The sequence below is a fragment of the Flavobacterium aquidurense genome (assembly GCF_031458035.1).
Classification (GTDB): domain Bacteria; phylum Bacteroidota; class Bacteroidia; order Flavobacteriales; family Flavobacteriaceae; genus Flavobacterium; species Flavobacterium aquidurense_C.
In genome coordinates this window covers 187,580-205,859 of sequence record NZ_JAVDXR010000006.1, presented here as the reverse complement: position 1 = coordinate 205,859, position 18,280 = coordinate 187,580, and the positions used below count along the sequence as shown (strand labels likewise).

The following is an 18,280-nucleotide window of genomic DNA, read 5'->3' as shown; positions in this document are numbered from 1 at the left end:
TTAGTTTTATAAAATTTAAAATCCCACAACACTATTTCTTTACTTGTTGTGGGATTTTTTAATTTATTTCATATTCTTTATAATACGTTTTAATTATTTTTGATCAAGTTTAAATAGAATATATTTCCCATGATTAGAAATGCCTTTATCAGTTGCTATAAAATCGTTCTTTTCATAAAATTTAACAGCTTCAACATTCTTTTCAAGACATTTTAGCGTGATAGGTTTATTCATAATCCGGATAGCTTCTTCAAGTAATTTTGTTCCGATTTTATGACGCTGATACATTTCATCAATATAAAAATGGTGAATAAAATTATCAGCCCGCCACAACGAAATAAATCCGACAACCTTATCGTCCAAAACTGCGACTAATATAAATTCTCCCTGGGTTTCATGCTCAAAATCGGTAAGCTTATAATCTTGAGTATCCAGCCAGTAAAATGTTTTTTGGCGGACTTCCAGAAAAATCCTTTGTAAATCAGTTGCGTGATTTTTATTTTTCTCTACTATTTGAAGCATTTTTTTGCCTTTTAATTGTAAATAAAAAAGCTCCCGAAAAACCAATTGGCGAGGAGCTTTTAATATTGTAAAGTATATTTTTTTAAATTGCTAAAGTGTGGGATTCCTTTTTAAATCCTCTTAAATACTAGCCTTGCTTCTTTAGCCACTAGTATCAGCTGATCATCTGTTATAGTACTTTCACAAGGAAAAGGGGTTCCTGTTTCATCTTTAATAACTAAACTTTTTCCTCCTTTTGTCAAAGCATATGTACCATCAGTTATTGGTCTTAAAAAATATCCTGTTACATGTCCATCTTCTGTAAATGTCAGCATTCCGTTTGTAAGAATTACATTTTTAGCAGAATCTGAAAGAGGCAAGTTTGCTTCTACTTCAGTAACTTTCCAAGCATTAACTAATTTATTTCGACCCTTGTGACATGAAATCATTATTACTGCCAACAATGCAACTCCGAAGATAAATAATTTAGATTTTTTCATAATTTAAAGATTAAAAATTAAACATGAAAAGTTACAAAAAAAATATATCCGATGAGTTTTTTTTTTAGGAAATTATCTAATAATTAGTCTCTTATTAACAACTAAAGATATTTTGTTAGTTATTTTTCGCTTCAAAAAAATTAATTCAGAGTAAGGGCTCCTAAAATCTCATCATATAAAAATGGCCCGCCGGGATAGGTCGCTGTATAATCCAAATTCATCCAAACCTGACCACGGTCATCAATATGATAATGAATTCTTTTACCGTAACTTTCCTTTACAAAAAGCACATTTTTTATAAGGTAATTGACTTTTTCCAAATCAATTAAAGAACCAATCAGAATCTCAGGATAAATGTGTCCTTTTGTATGAATAAGCCTTGGTGTTCCGCCAATAGAACGTATTGCAGCAGCCATTAAAATCGAATGATCATCGCAATCTCCGGAAAAATAGGCTAGCGATTCACTTGCTGTGGCAATATAATCACCTTCTTTCGGATCGTTGACATAGTTCCAACGACTATTTATTTCTTTAAACACGGCAAAACACTGAATTGTCGTACGATAATCAGAATAGCCTTTTATTCCTTTAAAATGCTTAGTTGTGGCCATTATTGCAAAATTGCGAACCTTTGGATTTTGGTATTCTATAGCATTTAAAATTTTTGATTTGTTTGGAAATGGAAGGAGTTTAGCAGCAATAATGTCTTGAGGATAAGGATTATCAGACATGGTATAAATCATTGAATTATAATCCTCGGAAATCTCGTTGAAGCCATAGTTGCCAATGACTGTTCCATAAAATAAAACTAACAAATACAATGCAATGCAAACTATAATTATGGTTCGCAACAACATCAAAATAAAAAATATTGCAGCAAAAACAAACAAAAAAATAAAAACACGATCTAAATTGAAAATCCATTTTAGATCGACTAGATTTTGATGCAGAATGATAAAAACCGGAATTGTAATCAAAAGACTCAACAGCATAATAATAATCCTATCCCAAGGCGATTTCACCTGTAATTTGGATTTTAATTGCGGAAAGTCGATTTTAGGGAATTTTATCATAAGAATTAAAAGCAGTTTTTACAGCGCTTTTACCGTTTCAACAAAAGTACTTTTTTTATCAATAATTCCGAGATCAAATAATTGATTTTGAATTTTAATAAATGCTTTTTCACTTAAATGTTTTTGAGACCATTGCGTCAATTTTAACCACTCCTGAATATCCTCAATTTTTTGATTAAAAAGCTCTGCTAAAGTTTTATCAATATTTGGAATCTGAGAAAAATCGTGTGTTGTTTTATTGATGATTTCCAGGATTTTCTCTACTGTTTTCGGGTTCTTTTTCAAAAATTCATCACGAACCGTAATTACAAATGAAGGCCACGGAGTGGGGCAGTCACCAATTCGTCTAAAGATTCCCTGATCAACAAGAGGTTTCGTCATAAAACGCTCCCACATAAAATAATCAGCAGTTCCGTTGGTCAAAGCTTCAACGGCGCCATCGATAGTATTTATAATTTCGAACTCTAAATCATCTGTTTCCCAACCTTGCTCATGCGCGTTTACATAAGCCATTAATTGCGACCCTGAACCTAATCTTGAAATGGCTACTTTTTTATTTTCAAGATCTTTTATGGTATTAAAATCTGATTTAGCAGCCACATGAATTCCCCAAATTAAAGGCGATTGCACATATATCTGAACAATTTTACTTGGATTTCCTGCTACAATATCTTTAACAATTCCTTCTGTGAGAATAACCGCTATATCAGCTTCACCATCACGAAGCATCTGACACATTTTACCGGTACCTTCAGGAATGTTTTTCCATTGCAAATCAATATTTTCTGCTTCAAATTCGCCATTTTCAATGCATAGATGCCATGGCAAATTGAAGTGTTCGGGAACACCTACAATTTTTACGGTTTTCATTATAGTTTAAGTTTAAGTTAAGTTTGGTATGCGTATTCTAAGTTTGTTTGCTCGTTTGTTTTTTTTTAGTTTTTTAATAAATCTGCCCTGTGTTTTTCAGAAATGTAAGGCTCTACAAATTCTATAATTTCTTGTGCCTCATATTCTTTTAAAATACTTTTTACAATGGCGTAATCAATATCTCTAGCTATCTCAACAGCTAAAAATGTATCGTTTAAATTTTCTGATAAACAGTTAATTGCATTTAATTTTTCTCTAATTATTTCCTTATCGAAATCCTTTTCTAAAATTAAAACCTGAACAATTGAATTTCCTGAATGTTCAATAGTTTCTAAGTAAACGAAATTCTTTTCATTTTCGTCATATTCAGCATAAAAAAGATCTCCTGTTGCAATGGAAGCACCAAAAAACGGAATATTATCTAACCTGAAAAATCCTTTTTCCAAATTAATAATTTCCGCCCACATGGTTTCCGAGACTGTTTCTCCTAAAAAATCGCTGTAATATTTAAATAAAATCTTTTTATGTTTGTCTGTCATTCTTTTTAATTATTTTCAAATGAAGCTAGAAAGCTTCTGGATAAATTAACTAATTTTCAAATTGACTAATTATCTAATTCTCTATTCAATTTCGCTGATTACAGCTTTTAAAGGTGATATAACAATTCTGTAACCATCCGGGTCCTGAATCATTTTTCCGTTTTGATTCCAGAAAGGATTAATTGCAGGAATTATTGAGATATTGTTACGTATCAACTTATTTTCCAATTCATTATAATCTGAAATTGTTTTCGGATAAAGCACGATTACATCTTCTTCATCAAAGGTGTGTTTTGCCTCTGAATGAGATTGTGTAAACTCAAAATGCCAGTCTAAACCTGATTTTCCAATAAAGACGCCATCGTAATTGTTGTGATTTTGGAAACCTCCCAGTCGTTCGAAACCGAGAATATCGACATAAAAATTTTCAATTCTCTCTAAATCATTCGTGTGTCGTGCAACTCTTAAAAACATAATCTATGACCTAATTTGATTAATATGATGTTCTAAGTGTTCTACATAATCAGTCATTGAAAATTTTAAATCAATGACAGATTCATCACTTAAAACAATTTTATATTCTAAAGCTTTATCATCTACAGCCTTCATAATTCTAACAATTTGTTTGTTTAATGAAAGCCACAACTCCGTCAATTCAACAATATCCTTTGTTTTATATTGATTTAAATTCACTAAATCAATCTGATTATACGGTCTGTGACGATATGGTTTCTCAAGATAATTGATTTCTGTAAAACGAATTAAATTATGAACTGCAGAATCAACGAGATGGCCTAAAATTTCTTTTTTAGACCATTTTCCTGGTTTTCTTTCTTCTAAAATAATCGGATCAATTGTTGAGAAATAATTTGAATTTTCATCCAGCAATTGTTCAAATTTAAGAATAGCATTTTGCATGAATTATCTAATTTCAAATTGACTAATTATCTAATTTATTTTCCTGCCAGCTTGTTCAGCGTGTAAGCAATCAATTCATCAACGGCTTTATAAGGATCTTCACTGAAAGTTCCTGATGCACGATTGGCAATAATTGCATTTAAAGATAATGCATTATGTCCTAAAAGTGCTGATAATCCGTAAATTGCTGCTGTTTCCATCTCCAGGTTAGTGATACGGTTATCATCAAAATTAAAATTATCCATTTTATTGTTTAATTCTTCATCCTGAATATTCAAACGTAATACACGTCCTTGGGGACCGTAAAAACCTCCTGCAGTAGCAGTTATTCCTTTAAATATTTTGTCTGATTCTATGATTTTTTCTAAAGTTTCAGAACACGGAATAGCATATGGTCTTCCTTTTCGAATGTCCCAATTCGTGTGTATAATGAAAGCATCTTCCAATGCATCCTGCGAAACATCATCAATTAAATAGGAGCGGAGCATGTTGTCTAAACCAAGCCCAAATTTAGACATTACAAAGCTATCAATCGGAATGTCAGCCTGCAAAGAACCTGAAGTTCCAATTCTGATGATATTCAAAGAAGTTAGATTTTCTTTTGGCAAACGCGTTTCTAAATTGATGTTTACCAAAGCGTCTAATTCGTTCAAAACGATATCAATATTGTCTGGCCCAATACCGGTTGACATTACTGAAATTCGTTTGCCTTTATAAGTTCCCGTTTGGGTTTTAAACTCTCTTTTTTGAGTCGAAAATTCAATTGAATCAAAAAACTGTGTGATTTTTTCCACTCGATTTTGATCTCCAACAAAAATTATGTCGTTTGCAATATGTTCAGGACGTAGGTTTAAGTGGTAAACACTTCCGTCTGGGTTTAATATTAATTCTGATGATTGTATCATTTTTTTTCTTTTAAGGTTCAAAGATGCAAAGTAGCAAAGGGGCAAAGGTTTATTGTAGAGGCGCACAGCAGTGCGTCTTTGGTTTATTAGTTTTATGTTTTCGAAGAACTTGAAACATGAAACTTGAAACATTTATTTTTAACCTCCAACTCGTTTTGTTTTAAAGCCTTTTTCTTTTAAAATAGTCATTATTTTGTCACGATAATCGCCTTGAATGATGATCGAAGCATCTTTAAAAGTCCCGCCAACACTTAATTTTGTTTTAATTTCTTTGGCAAGGATTTTAAAATCTTCATCAGATCCTTCGTAACCTTCGATTATCGTCGTTGCTTTTCCTTTACGTTTTTCGAATTTGCAAATCATAGGCTCTTTTTGAATATAAAGCACATGATCTTGCTCCTGAATTTCTTCTGGCTCATTTGATTCGACGTGATCCGGAAATAAATTTTTCAATTGATCTTGTAAGTCCATAAATTTTTTATGCTAAAAAATAAATTCCAATAAATTTAGGTTGTAAAAAATTAAATTCCAAATCCCAATGAGATATTGGAATTTGGAATTTTAATATTGGAATTTGATTTGGTTTATTTTTTAATTAAACCTAAATCTACTAAACGTTCGTATAAATAATCACCTGCCGTGATGTCTTCAAATTTCTTAGGATTCTCAGCATCAATACAGTTTTCTAAACAATCTAAACGCATATCGCTTACTGGGTGCATGAAAAACGGTACAGAAAAACGAGAAGTTCCCCATAATTCTCTTGGCGGATTTACAACCTGGTGAATTGTAGATTTTAGTTTGTTATTGGTATGTCTTGACAACATATCACCAACATTAATTACTAATTCGTCATCTGCTGCGATTGCGTCAATCCATTCTCCATCATGATTTTGAACCTGAAGTCCTTTTCCCTGCGCACCCATTAAAAGCGTGATCAGGTTAATGTCACCATGAGCAGCAGCGCGAATAGCGTTTTCTGGCTCAGAGGTAATTGGTGGATAATGAATTGGTCTTAAAATTGAGTTTCCTTCTTTCGCATATTGATCAAAATAAAACTCATCTAAACCTAAATGCAATGCCAAAGCTCTTAATACATAAACGCCTGTTTTTTCAAGCATTTGATACGCTTCTTTACCAACAATATTAAAACGTGGTAATTCTTTTACTTCAACATTTTCAGGATATTCAGATGCGTATTTTGAATCTTTGTCAACATACTGACCAAAATGCCAAAATTCTTTCAAATCTCCCTCTTTACGCCCTTTAGCATGCTCTTTTCCAAAAGATACATAACCTCTTTGTCCGCCAATACCGGGAATTTCATAATTATGCTTAGTTTCTACTGGCAAAGCGAAAAATTTTCTAATTTCGCTATAAAGCTCGTCTACTAACTGGTCGTCAAGAAAATGACCTTTTAGGGCTACGAAGCCAATGTTTTCAAATGCACTGCCGATTTCATTTACAAATTTTTGTTTACGTTTCGGGTCGTCCGAAAGGAAATCACGTAAGTCTACACTAGGAATGTTTTGCATACTTTACATTTTTATTTAAGATAAAAGGTGTCATAAAACCTTTCAGTAACAAAGGTAGAGAATATTTTAGAATTGAATTTTAAAAGTTACATTAAAAATAAATAAATATAACAAAAACCAATAAAATTGTTATAATTTTTTATATTTGAAACACTAAAAAACAAAAAACCAAATGATCTTTTACAGAGAAAACCTTACTGACGCACAATTATTAGATTTATATAAAAAAATCCTTAAACCCCGTTTAATAGAAGAAAAAATGCTAATCCTGATTCGTCAGGGAAAAGTATCGAAATGGTTTTCCGGAATAGGGCAGGAAGCGATTGCGGTAGGAGTGACAGCTGTTTTAGATGAAACAGAATATGTGTTACCAATGCACCGAAATCTAGGCGTTTTTACTACCAGAAATATTCCATTGTATCGTTTGTTCTCTCAATGGCAAGGAAAAGCTAATGGATTTACAAAAGGAAGAGATCGTAGTTTTCACTTTGGAACACAGGAATATAAAATTATCGGCATGATTTCTCATTTGGGTCCACAGTTAGGAATTGCTGACGGAATTGCTCTTGCCGATAAGCTTCAAAACAATAAAAAAGTTACAGCAGTTTTTACTGGAGAAGGAGCAACCAGTGAAGGAGATTTTCACGAAGCGCTAAATATCGCCGCAGTTTGGAAATTGCCAGTTATGTTTGTTATCGAAAACAACGGCTACGGACTTTCGACACCTACAAATGAACAATACTTTTGCAAAAATCTTGCCGATAAAGGCATTGGTTACGGCATTGAAAGTCATATTATTGATGGAAATAATATTTTGGAAGTCTTTAATAAGCTTTCTGAGCTGAAAGCAGAAATGCAGCAAAATCCACATCCTGTTTTATTAGAATTCAAAACCTTCAGAATGCGAGGTCATGAAGAGGCTAGTGGTACCAAATATGTTCCTCAGGAATTAATGGACGAATGGGCAGCAAAAGATCCGGTAACAAATTACAGAAATTATTTGAATGGGATTGGTGTTTTAACTGCTGAATATGACGAACAATTGCACAGCGAAATCAAACAGGAAATTGATGAAAATTTAGCGATTGCAAATGCTGAGCCTGAAATTACACCAACTTATAGTGGAGAATTAGATGATGTTTATAAACCTTATCAATTTCAAGAAGTTAATCATTCAGAAGATGTAAAAAATATTAGATTTATTGATGCCATCAGAAATAGTCTGGAACAATCTATGCAAAATCATAAAAACCTTGTTATAATGGGCCAGGATATTGCAGAATATGGTGGTGCTTTTAAAATAACGGATGGCTTTGTGGATGTTTTTGGAAAAGACAGAGTTCGAAATACACCAATCTGCGAAAGTGCTGTGGTTTCGACAGGAATGGGTTTGTCAATTAATGGATACAAAGCGATTGTAGAAATGCAGTTTGCCGATTTTGTTTCGACAGGTTTTAATCCGATTGTAAATTTATTGGCAAAATCGCATTATCGTTGGGGCGAAAAAGCCGATGTTGTTGTTCGTATGCCATGTGGCGGCGGCACTCAGGCTGGGCCTTTTCATTCGCAGACAAACGAAGCCTGGTTTACGAAAACTCCAGGTTTAAAAGTAGTTTACCCTGCTTTTCCTTATGATGCAAAAGGTTTATTAAATACGTCGATAAACGACCCGAATCCTGTTTTGTTTTTTGAACATAAACAATTATACAGGAGCGTATATCAGGATGTCCCAACAGATTATTACACAATTCCGTTAGGAAAAGCGGCTGTTTTAAAAGAAGGAAATACAGTTACTATTATTGCCTTTGGAGCTTCAGTTCATTGGGCTTTAGATACATTAGCCCAAAATTCTGAAATCGATGCAGATTTAATTGATTTAAGAACGCTGCAACCTTTGGATACTGAAACTATTTTTGCTTCCGTTAAAAAGACCGGGAAAGTGATTATTTATCAGGAAGATACTTTGTTTGGTGGAATTGCCAGCGATATTTCGGCCTTAATCATGGAAGAATGTTTTGAATATCTGGATGCTCCTGTAAAAAGAGTAGCCAGTTTAGATTCGCCAATTCCGTTTACAAAAGCACTGGAAGATCAATTTCTACCAAAAAATCGTTTTGAAGAGGTTTTGTTAAATTTATTGAAATATTAATTACAAAAAACATAATATTTTGAAGAAAGAACATTTTTTTTCTATCTTCAAAGCATAAAAACTTTAATTATGAAAAAACTGTTTGTTTCAATTTTTGTTATTTCATTACTTTTCTCCTGTAATAAAAATAACAAAGCCAATGTAGATAAAGCTTTAGACCAAAAGTTTGATCAATATAAGGATGGTTTTGTAACTGCTTTATGGAAAATCAATCCGGGTTGGGCTTCTGCTGTTGGTTATCATAAATTAGATAGTGTTTTGGTTGTTCCGAACGCTAACGAAATGAAAGTCCAGCTTGACTTTGCCAATGCGCAGTTGGATTCCTTAAAACAATACGATGTCGAAAATCTATCTGATAAAAACAAGACTGATTTTCAAATGATTAAAAATCAGCTGGAGGCTACAATCTTCTATGTTAAGGATTTTAAATCATCTGAATGGAATCCTTCAGAATATAATGTTTGTGGTTCATTTGCAGAAATTTTAAACGGAAATTATGATTCTTTAGAAGTTCGTTTACGTGCTTTCAACGCTAAAATGAACAACATTCCGGCTTATTACGAGGCGGCAAAAAAGAGTATCAAAAATCCAACTATTGAACATACAGATCTTGCCATTGCACAAAACATCGGTGGTTCTTCTGTTTTTGAAGCAGATTTGAATGATGCTCTGGCAAAAAGCAAATTGACTGCTGAAGAGAAAAAAGAAATTCAGGACAAAGCAAAAGTTTCGGTTAAAGCAATTAAGGATTATGCAGAATGGTTGAAAAATCTTCCAAACAAAACACCACGTTCTTTTAGACTTGGAGCTGATTTATATGCTAAAAAATTCAATTTTGATATTCAATCTAGTTATTCTGCCGACGAAATTTATAAAATTGCTGTTGATCACAAAAATGATCTGCATGAAAAAATGTTTGTCTTAGCTGATAAATTATGGACTAAATACAAAGGAAACGAGCCAAAACCAGCTGATAAACTAGAATTAATTAAACAAGTTATTGATAAAATTTCTTTACAGCATACAACTCCTGAAAAATTTCAATCAGAAATCGAAAAACAGATTCCAGAACTTACAGCTTATGTAAAAGCTAAAGATTTATTATATATCGATCCATCAAAACCGCTTGTTGTCCGTAAAGAGCCAGCGTATATGGCGGGTGTTGCGGGTGCATCAATCTCGGCTCCCGGACCTTATGACAAAAAAGCCAACACTTATTATAATGTGGGCAGTATGTCTGGCTGGACTGCAGAAAACGCTGAAAGCTACTTGCGTGAATATAACGATTACATTCTTCAAATTCTTAACATTCACGAAGCGGTTCCTGGACATTACACGCAATTAGTTTACAGTAATCAGTCACCAAGTATTATTAAATCTATTTTAGGAAATGGTGCCATGGTTGAAGGATGGGCGGTTTATGCAGAGAGAATGATGTTAGAAAGCGGTTATAAAAACTCTGATGAAATGTGGTTGATGTATTACAAATGGAATTTAAGAACGACTTGCAATACTATTTTGGATATAAGCGTTCACACAAAAAACATGTCTAAAGAAGATGCGATGATATTATTAACAAGAGAAGCTTTTCAACAACAAGCTGAGGCAGAAGGGAAATGGAAGCGTGTTACTTTATCCCAGGTTCAATTATGTTCTTATTTTACTGGATATACTGAGATTTATAACTTGAGAGAAGAACTTAAAAAGCAAGAAGGAGATAAGTTTAACTTGAAAAAGTTTCATGAAAAATTCTTAAGTTTCGGAAGTGCTCCGGTAAAATACATCAAAGAATTGATGCTTTCTAAGGAATAGATTTTTCTCTTACATATTTAAATAATAAAAGGTTTGATAAGATAAATAATCTCATCAAACCTTTTTTGTTATTGCTAATTAAAATTAATTCGAATTAGATTCCAATTCAAATAATTGAACCTGACTTTTCAAACGGTCAATAAGTAAATTCATCATTCTTTTATTTAAACTAGAAGAATTTTGAATGTATGTATTGTATTCCTCGATCGTAAAAAGTGCCATTACAATTCCTTTTAAGGAGTTTCTGAACTTAATATCTTTCTGAATAGAATTTTCAATAGTCTGAAGCTTCTTTTCAACAGTATAAGAATAGAAATCGGCTTTATTTTTATTTACATAGTTGATAAAAACTGCTATAAACAAGTCATTTTGCAGTTTTAAAATAGGCCTAATCGTTTGATTTTGAAACAACTCATCTGCCGAAGATTGAGCACTTACAGTTCCTAAAGTCTCGCCTCTGAATTCTTTTAAAAAAGTGTCTCTATCTGCCATGTTTTTTCTTTAAATTTAGAAAAAATTCTAATACAAAAAAATCTATTTTATTCACATAAATTAAAAATATGCGATTTCATACCAGAAAATGGGTTAAACCCCAAGATTTAAATCCAAACGGAACTCTATTTGGAGGTCAATTATTAGCATGGATTGATGAAGAACTGGCTTTGTACTCTATTGTTCAATTAGAAAACTCAAGAGTAGTAACCAAACACATGTCCGAAATCAATTTTAAAAGTTCAGCGCGACAAGGTGATATTGTTGAAATTGGAATTGATGTTGTGAAATTTGGAAATACTTCACTGGTTTTAAAATGTGCCGTAAGAAATATGATGACACGCGAAATCATCATTACTATTGACAACACCACAATGGTCAATTTAGATGAAAATGGCAAACCAAAAGCTCATGGAAAAACGCAAATCGAATTCGTAAAAGATCGCTTATAATTATAAAACAAAAATGCTTAAAACTTTTATAATAGTTTTCGTATCCGCTTTATTATTAATATCCTGTAATTCTAAAGAAGATAAAGAAAAGTACAATCATGTTTTTTATAGAGCTGTGCATAAAAAGGATACCGCTATTCTGGACATTAATATAAATGACAGGCGATTTTATGGCCGTTATGAAATATTATACCATCGAATTGGTAAAGATTCCGGCGATGTAAGAGGAGATTTAAAAGGCGACACATTACGAGGTGACTTTCATTTTATTTCTAATGGAGGAAGCTGGAAACGAATTCCGATAGCATTATTAAAAAAAGAGAATAAATTATTTTTAGGAAAGGGCGTAATCGGAACTTATTTTAATCTTCCGCTTTTTATTCCTGAAGTTCCCATAGAATATAATAACTCAGAGTTTGTTTTTGAAAAGATTGAAAAGTGATTTTTTGTTTGAGGTTTCAGGTCTTCTTAGTCTCAAGTATTCAGATCCAATTAAAACAAACCCGACAGGTTTTTATCCCAAGGCTCAGGTTTTTATCCCAAGGCTTCGGGACTGTCGGGTTTACTTTTAAAACCTCAAACCTGAAGCTTGAAACAAAATAAACGTTATTCCAATTTCCCAATCTTCGAAGGCAATTCAAAAATTTCCAAATCAAAATAGATTACAGATGCCATGATATGGTCAAAAATATCGGCCATAATATATTCGTAATTTGCCCAGCGTTTATCACTTGAAAAAGCATAAATCTCTAAAGGAACTCCGTGTGCAGTCGATTGCAGTTGGCGGCACATCATATGCATGTCTTTATTCAAACCAGGATGTGTTATCAAATATTGAATGATATATTTTCGGAACAAACCTAAATTGGTCATGTTTCTTCCATTCAAAGACAAGGTTTTATCGATGCCATGAACAGCATTGTATTTTTCAATTTCAGTTTGTCTGCTTTCGATATATGATGAAATAAGCTGGACTTTTTTCATCTGGTTCAAATCTTCATTATTCAGAAAACGAATACTGCTGCTTTTGATCAGAATATGTCTTTTAATACGTCTTCCGTCAGATTTCTGCATGCCGCGCCAGTTCTGAAATGAATCTGAACTCAAAGCATAAGTTGGAATCGTGGTAATTGTGTTATCAAAATTCCGAACCTTTACTGTTGTCAAATTGATTTCGATAACATCTCCATCGGCACCAAATTTATCCATTGTAATCCAGTCACCAATACGAACCATGTCATTAATCGCTACCTGAACACTCGAAACAAATCCTAAAATAGTATCCCTGAAAATCAAGATGATAATAGCAGAAAGCGTTCCTAAAATGGTTAATAATTCCCCTTTTTTGATTCCAAATAAAGTTGAAATAATCATCGCAACCCCAAAAATCCACAGGACAATCATAATTACCTGAACGAAACTGTCGATAGGTTTATCGCTGTATTCTGGTTTTTGTTTTAAATAATCTCGTAAAGCATTAAAAATCGTTCTGATAATCCACAAACTGATCAAAACGATATAGATACCAACTATTTTACCAAAAAGAGTTTCCCAATAATCATATTTATCTAAAATAATTGGTACAGCTTTATAAATAAAGAAAAACGGAATTAAATAGGCTGTATATTTTGTGGTTTTATTGTGAATTAAATAATCGTCGAACTTTGTTTTTGTTTTTTGTGCAAAAATGGCGGTTAGCGTCACCAAAACAAATTTGGCAACATAATAAATGGTATAAGCCAATGCCACCATAATAGCAATATTAAAGACAAGGCTGACGTAAGACGCGAAGTTGCGGCTCATTCCCCAATCTCTAAAAAGCGGATATAAAAAATTAAATATTTTGTCCAAAGGCTTAAGCATTATTTTCTAAATATTTTTTCTCAATATAGAAAGTTCCAAAAGGTATAAGGGAAGCAATCAGAATGATTCCGAAAGTTTTTAAATCCCAATTTTGAGATTTTCTAAGTAGAAATGCCAAAATAATATAACCAATAAACAATACACCGTGCGTCATTCCTAACGGACGTAAAACAGTATGATAAAGTTCCGGATTGTTGTTTTTAATGATAAGCATGTTGGCGAATAAAACTAAATAGGAGATTCCTTCTAAAATTGCGGTAACTTTAAAAATCTTGAGCATGTATCTTTTTTTTAAAATTTATACAAGCAAAATTAAGTATTATCGTTGGTTTTTGCAGTATGAATCAGGAAAGTAATTTACTTTTGTAATCTTAAACTTTGATAATGAGTAAGCGCGATTTAAAAAAATATTTGTCCGAATTAGATAAAGAACAGCTCGAAGAACAAATTATCGAATTGTACGAGAAATTTGTTCCGGTGAAAACCTTTTATGATTTCGTTTTTAATCCAAAAGAAGATAAACTCCTGCAGGAAAGTAAAACGAAAATTTCTCACGAATACTTTCCTGTAAAAAAACCAAACGCAAAATGGCGACCAAAAGCAAAAATGCGCCGTTCTGTTGCGCAGAAAATTATAAAGCACTTTATTTTGTTAGGAGTCGATCCTTTTGTAATTGCCGATCTCATGTTGTTTAACATTGAAGTTGCACAAACATTTTCTGCAGGAAACTATATTAAGCAGGAATTATTTTACAAAAGTATATTAAACTCTTTCGAACAAGCGGTAAATTTTGTAATTTCTAATGGAATTTTAGCTGATTTTAAAACAAGAATTTTAGAAGTTCACCAGCAAACTCTTCAACAAAAATGGAAAAACAAGTATGATTTTGAGGCAATTTTGGAGAAAATCGACTTGTGAAATACTTCCCATAAAAAATCTTATTTAAAAAAAACATTTATTTTAGGTTAAAATAAGATGAATAACTGTTTTTTAGGTGTATTTTTGCAAAAATCCAAAAATCAACAATGTCTCAAAACACTTTAGAAATAGAAAGAGAAGAGAAAAAAGAACTTTATGCATACCAAAAAGGCGATATTGATGCCATTTTTGAACGTTTAGATAATGCTCCTGCTCAACATCATTTATTATATCAATTACCTACAGGTGGCGGAAAAACTGTGATTTTTTCTGAAATCGTTCGTCGTTATTTATCTCATAATGATAAAAAAGTGGTGGTTTTAACACACCGTATCGAACTTTGTAAGCAAACTTCTAAAATGCTGAAAGGTTTTGGTGTTACCAATAAAATAATAAATAGTAAAGTTAAAGAATTGCCGGATCAGAATGATTATTCTTGTTTTGTGGCAATGGTTGAAACGCTAAAAAACCGTATCAATGACGAGAAATTACATCTTGACAACATTGGTTTGGTGATTATTGATGAGGCACATTACAATTCATTTAGAAAATTATTAAACTCATTCAAAAACGCTTTTATTCTTGGAGTAACAGCTACACCATTGAGTTCAAATATAAAATTACCAATGCACCAGAGTTATGATGAACTTATTGTGGGAGACACAATTAGCTCATTAATTGACAAAGGATTCCTTGCACGTGCTACAACTTACAGCTATGATGTTGGTTTGACATCTTTAAAAGTAGGGATCAACGGCGATTATACCGTAAAATCTTCTGACGATTTGTATACCAATACAATCATGCAGGAAAAACTTTTGCACGCTTACACGGAGCGTTCTTTAGGTAAAAAAACCTTGATTTTCAATAACGGTATTCATACATCATTATATGTGTACGAAACGTTTAGAGAAGCGGGTTACGACATCAGACACCTTGACAACACAAGTAGTTCTGAAGAACGTAAAGATATTTTGGCGTGGTTCAAAAAGACTCCGGATGCGATTTTAACTTCGGTTGGAATCCTGACAACCGGTTTTGATGAGCCTACAGTTGAGACAATTATCTTAAACAGAGCAACAAAATCGTTAACCTTATACTACCAAATGATTGGTCGTGGATCTCGTAAATTACCTGGTAAAGACGAGTTTACCGTAATCGATTTAGGTAATAATGCAGCACGTTTTGGTTTATGGAGCGAGCCGGTAAACTGGCAGCACATTTTTAAATCACCTGAATTTTATTTGGAGAATTTACGTGATGATACTGAAATCGAATTGTATTTCAAATACAGCATGCCTCCGGAATTAAGAGCTAAATTTAGCAAAACTGCGGATGTTACTTTTGATGTTGATGAAGAACACAAGTTAATCATCAAACAAAATTTACGCTCTAAAGTAGTACTAGACAAGTCGTTAGAGCAACACGCTTCAATGTGTGTTGATAATACGGAAACATTGCAGGAAGCAAAATCATTAGGAAAAGAACTTGATGACGATATCGAATGCCGTATCAAACGTTATGCAAAATGTTTGAGCCAATGCAGTAAAAACTACCGCGAATGGCTGGTTGAAGATTATAAAAAGAATCTGGTTTTATTAATCGGTAAAAAATACCGTGAGAAAATCATGAACGAACCGGATTGATCCGAAGAAGGTTAAAAAAGTTTCAGGTTTCAAGTTTCAAGTTTGTTGGAATCTGCATTTAACTTGAAACCTGAAACTTGAAACTTGAAACGAAAAATAAACAAAAATCAAAACATGTCTAAACAATTCTCAGCATTAGGAGTTTCAGCACCAATTTTAAAAGCTTTAGGCGAATTAAACATTGTTGAACCAACAGAAATTCAACAAAAAACAATTCCGTTGCTTTTATCTGAAAGCCATGATGTTGTAGGTTTAGCTAAAACGGGAACGGGAAAAACAGCCGCTTTTGGATTGCCTTTATTGCAATTAATCAATACAGAAATAAATACAGTTCAGGCAGTAATTTTGGTACCAACCAGAGAACTTGGACAGCAAATATTTAGAAATTTAGAAGATTTTGGAAAACATATTCCGAATATCTCAATAGCTTCAACTTGTGGTGGAATCCCAATAAAACCACAAATTGAACGTCTGTCACAACCAACTCATATCGTAGTTGCAACTCCGGGGCGTTTAATCGATTTGATTCAGCGTAAAGCAGTCGATTTAAAACAAGCACAATATTTAGTTTTAGACGAAGCCGATGAAATGGTTTCTATCCTAAAAGAAAGTTTAGACGAAATCGTTGCTGAACTTCCTAAAAAACACCGCACTTTATTGTTTTCTGCTACTTTGCCGGGAACAATTAAACAATTGATTCAGAATTACTTAAATAAAAACGTAGTTCAGATTAGTGCCGATATGGAAACTTCTGGTAACCAAGGTATTGATCACGAATATATTGTAGTTGATCCTATTGAGAAATTAGATGTTTTAATGCATTTTCTGAATTCAAAAGATGGAGAACGCGGCATTATTTTCTGTAAAACTAAAGCTGCAGTCAACAAATTAGCTAAAAATCTGGCTATAAATCGTTTTTCTTCAGGAGCATTACACGGAAGTTTATCTCAGGGAATCCGTGACAGAATCATGGAGCAATTTCGCGAAGGGCATATCAATATTTTGGTTGCCACCGATTTGGCAGCAAGAGGAATCGACGTGAAAGAAATTTCTTATGTGGTAAATTACCACTTGCCAGATACTTATGAAAACTACGTTCACCGAAGCGGAAGAACCGCAAGGGCAGGAGCGAAGGGGCTTTCTTTAACTGTTTTACAAGAGGAAGAAGTAACTGAAATTCCGGAATTCGAAAAAGAATTAGGAATTAAATTTACCAAATTCCAAAAGCCTTCAGTAATAAGTTTAGAAGAAAATAATACGCTTTTATGGGCGAAACAAATCTTCAAAACTAAGCCAAATCACGATATTTCAGCGGATTTAAAAACGAAGATAAAAACAGTTTTTCATCATCTTACCAAAGATGAATTAATTGAAAAATTGATGGCTAATTATGTTTTACAAAACAAAGTTGAAATAACAGAAAAGCCTGTTAAAAAATTCAAAAAGTAGTAATTGAGACTATACATTTTGCCAATTTATGTTGTATTTTTATGATTAAATGAAAATTTGAATTGTAAAAATACAAACAGAAAATGGCAGAAAATATCCAACTAAAAAAGATATCAATTAACGAAATTGACCAGCTGAAAAGGATTGGCCAACAAACTTTTTATGAAACATTTTCAGAATCCAATTCTGAAGAAAACATGAAAGAGTATTTGGAAAAAGGATTCTCAAATGAGAAACTTACAGCCGAACTTTCAGATAAAAACTCTGAATTTTACTTCGCAACTCTTAATGATGAAGTAATTGGGTATTTGAAAATTAATTTCGGGCCATCCCAAACCGAATTAAAAAACGATAAAACGCTGGAAATTGAAAGGATTTATGTTTCAAAAGAATTTCACGGAAAAAAAGTCGGACAATTACTTTACGAAAAAGCAATTGAAATCGCCAAACAAAAAAATAGCGAATATGTTTGGTTGGGTGTTTGGGAAGAAAATCATCGAGCATTAGGTTTTTATAGAAAAAATGGGTTTGTTGAATTTGACAAACATATTTTCAGACTCGGCAATGAGGAGCAAACCGACCTTATGATGAAACTAAAATTAAGTAACTGATTTCCAAAAGTATTTAAGCTAAATCTCAATTTGGTTTTTATATATGG

Annotated in this window: 21 protein-coding genes; 8 read left to right on the top strand and 13 right to left on the bottom strand. The window is 32.7% G+C overall.

Features of this window, described 5'->3' with window-relative positions:
• Positions 1-93 precede the first annotated feature (93 nt).
• The 10 genes from J2X17_RS11725 to J2X17_RS11680 form a co-directional block, all read right to left on the bottom strand.
• Positions 94-522, bottom strand: a complete 429-nt coding sequence (locus tag J2X17_RS11725) for a GNAT family N-acetyltransferase (RefSeq protein ID WP_310298051.1) — start codon at positions 520-522, stop codon at positions 94-96.
• Positions 523-632: 110 nt separating this feature from the next.
• Positions 633-1,001 carry a hypothetical protein gene (locus J2X17_RS11720; protein ID WP_310298049.1) on the bottom strand — a complete coding sequence of 123 codons (369 nt, stop codon included), beginning with the start codon at positions 999-1,001 and terminating at the stop codon, positions 633-635.
• A 140-nt stretch (positions 1,002-1,141) separates the two neighbouring features.
• Positions 1,142-2,074 (bottom strand): transglutaminase-like domain-containing protein, encoded by a 933-nt coding sequence (locus J2X17_RS11715; RefSeq protein ID WP_310298047.1) that lies wholly within the window; start codon positions 2,072-2,074, stop codon positions 1,142-1,144.
• An 18-nt stretch (positions 2,075-2,092) separates the two neighbouring features.
• Positions 2,093-2,944 carry a substrate-binding domain-containing protein gene (locus J2X17_RS11710; RefSeq protein ID WP_310298045.1) on the bottom strand — a complete coding sequence of 284 codons (852 nt, stop codon included), beginning with the start codon at positions 2,942-2,944 and terminating at the stop codon, positions 2,093-2,095.
• Between the two features lie 65 nt (positions 2,945-3,009).
• Entirely contained in the window at positions 3,010-3,483 is a 474-nt protein-coding gene (locus tag J2X17_RS11705; protein ID WP_310298043.1) for a DUF4265 domain-containing protein, read from the bottom strand.
• Positions 3,484-3,564: 81 nt separating this feature from the next.
• Positions 3,565-3,957 (bottom strand): VOC family protein, encoded by a 393-nt coding sequence (locus J2X17_RS11700; protein WP_310298041.1) that lies wholly within the window; start codon positions 3,955-3,957, stop codon positions 3,565-3,567.
• A 3-nt stretch (positions 3,958-3,960) separates the two neighbouring features.
• The gene (locus J2X17_RS11695) at positions 3,961-4,401 is read right to left on the bottom strand and encodes a DinB family protein (protein WP_310298039.1); all 441 of its coding nucleotides are present in this window, start codon (positions 4,399-4,401) and stop codon (positions 3,961-3,963) included.
• 35 nt (positions 4,402-4,436) lie between these two features.
• Positions 4,437-5,306, bottom strand: coding sequence for a nucleoside phosphorylase (locus J2X17_RS11690; protein ID WP_310298037.1), 870 nt, complete (start codon positions 5,304-5,306; stop codon positions 4,437-4,439).
• Positions 5,307-5,444: 138 nt separating this feature from the next.
• Positions 5,445-5,777, bottom strand: a complete 333-nt coding sequence (locus J2X17_RS11685; RefSeq protein WP_310298035.1) for a translation initiation factor — start codon at positions 5,775-5,777, stop codon at positions 5,445-5,447.
• A 113-nt stretch (positions 5,778-5,890) separates the two neighbouring features.
• On the bottom strand, positions 5,891-6,841 hold the full coding sequence (locus J2X17_RS11680; protein WP_310298033.1) for an isopenicillin N synthase family dioxygenase: 951 nt from the start codon (positions 6,839-6,841) through the stop codon (positions 5,891-5,893).
• Positions 6,842-7,013: 172 nt separating this feature from the next.
• Between J2X17_RS11680 and J2X17_RS11675 the strand changes: the two genes are divergently transcribed.
• Both J2X17_RS11675 and J2X17_RS11670 read left to right on the top strand, forming a co-directional pair.
• Entirely contained in the window at positions 7,014-8,990 is a 1,977-nt protein-coding gene (locus tag J2X17_RS11675; protein ID WP_310298030.1) for an alpha-ketoacid dehydrogenase subunit alpha/beta, read from the top strand.
• Between the two features lie 69 nt (positions 8,991-9,059).
• Entirely contained in the window at positions 9,060-10,802 is a 1,743-nt protein-coding gene (locus J2X17_RS11670) for a DUF885 domain-containing protein (protein ID WP_310298027.1), read from the top strand.
• Positions 10,803-10,886: 84 nt separating this feature from the next.
• On the opposite strand, the gene J2X17_RS11665 is transcribed toward J2X17_RS11670, so the two are convergent.
• Entirely contained in the window at positions 10,887-11,294 is a 408-nt protein-coding gene (locus tag J2X17_RS11665; protein ID WP_310298024.1) for a glyoxalase, read from the bottom strand.
• 68 nt (positions 11,295-11,362) lie between these two features.
• On the opposite strand from J2X17_RS11665, the gene J2X17_RS11660 reads away from it, so the two are divergent.
• Together J2X17_RS11660 and J2X17_RS11655 are read left to right on the top strand one after the other, a co-directional pair.
• Positions 11,363-11,746 (top strand): acyl-CoA thioesterase, encoded by a 384-nt coding sequence (locus J2X17_RS11660; protein WP_310298021.1) that lies wholly within the window; start codon positions 11,363-11,365, stop codon positions 11,744-11,746.
• A 13-nt stretch (positions 11,747-11,759) separates the two neighbouring features.
• Positions 11,760-12,188, top strand: a complete 429-nt coding sequence (locus J2X17_RS11655) for a hypothetical protein (RefSeq protein ID WP_310298018.1) — start codon at positions 11,760-11,762, stop codon at positions 12,186-12,188.
• 164 nt (positions 12,189-12,352) lie between these two features.
• Here J2X17_RS11655 and J2X17_RS11650 read toward each other — a convergent pair whose 3' ends face one another.
• Positions 12,353-13,609, bottom strand: a complete 1,257-nt coding sequence (locus tag J2X17_RS11650) for a mechanosensitive ion channel family protein (protein ID WP_310298015.1) — start codon at positions 13,607-13,609, stop codon at positions 12,353-12,355.
• On the bottom strand, positions 13,602-13,889 hold the full coding sequence (locus J2X17_RS11645) for a DUF3817 domain-containing protein (protein WP_056191289.1): 288 nt from the start codon (positions 13,887-13,889) through the stop codon (positions 13,602-13,604). Before J2X17_RS11645 ends, J2X17_RS11650 begins: the two co-directional genes overlap by 8 nt.
• A gap of 104 nt (positions 13,890-13,993) precedes the next feature.
• Here J2X17_RS11645 and J2X17_RS11640 point away from each other — a divergent pair, with 104 nt between their 5' ends.
• The 4 genes from J2X17_RS11640 to J2X17_RS11625 all read left to right on the top strand — a co-directional run bounded on the left by J2X17_RS11640 (position 13,994) and on the right by J2X17_RS11625 (position 18,233).
• Positions 13,994-14,527 carry a DUF6155 family protein gene (locus tag J2X17_RS11640; RefSeq protein WP_310298010.1) on the top strand — a complete coding sequence of 178 codons (534 nt, stop codon included), beginning with the start codon at positions 13,994-13,996 and terminating at the stop codon, positions 14,525-14,527.
• 107 nt (positions 14,528-14,634) lie between these two features.
• On the top strand, positions 14,635-16,173 hold the full coding sequence (locus J2X17_RS11635; protein WP_310298008.1) for a DEAD/DEAH box helicase: 1,539 nt from the start codon (positions 14,635-14,637) through the stop codon (positions 16,171-16,173).
• A gap of 114 nt (positions 16,174-16,287) precedes the next feature.
• Positions 16,288-17,622, top strand: a complete 1,335-nt coding sequence (locus J2X17_RS11630) for a DEAD/DEAH box helicase (RefSeq protein ID WP_310298004.1) — start codon at positions 16,288-16,290, stop codon at positions 17,620-17,622.
• Between the two features lie 83 nt (positions 17,623-17,705).
• Complete coding sequence (locus tag J2X17_RS11625) at positions 17,706-18,233, top strand: GNAT family N-acetyltransferase (protein ID WP_310298000.1); 528 nt, start codon at positions 17,706-17,708, stop codon at positions 18,231-18,233.
• Positions 18,234-18,280 lie beyond the last annotated feature (47 nt).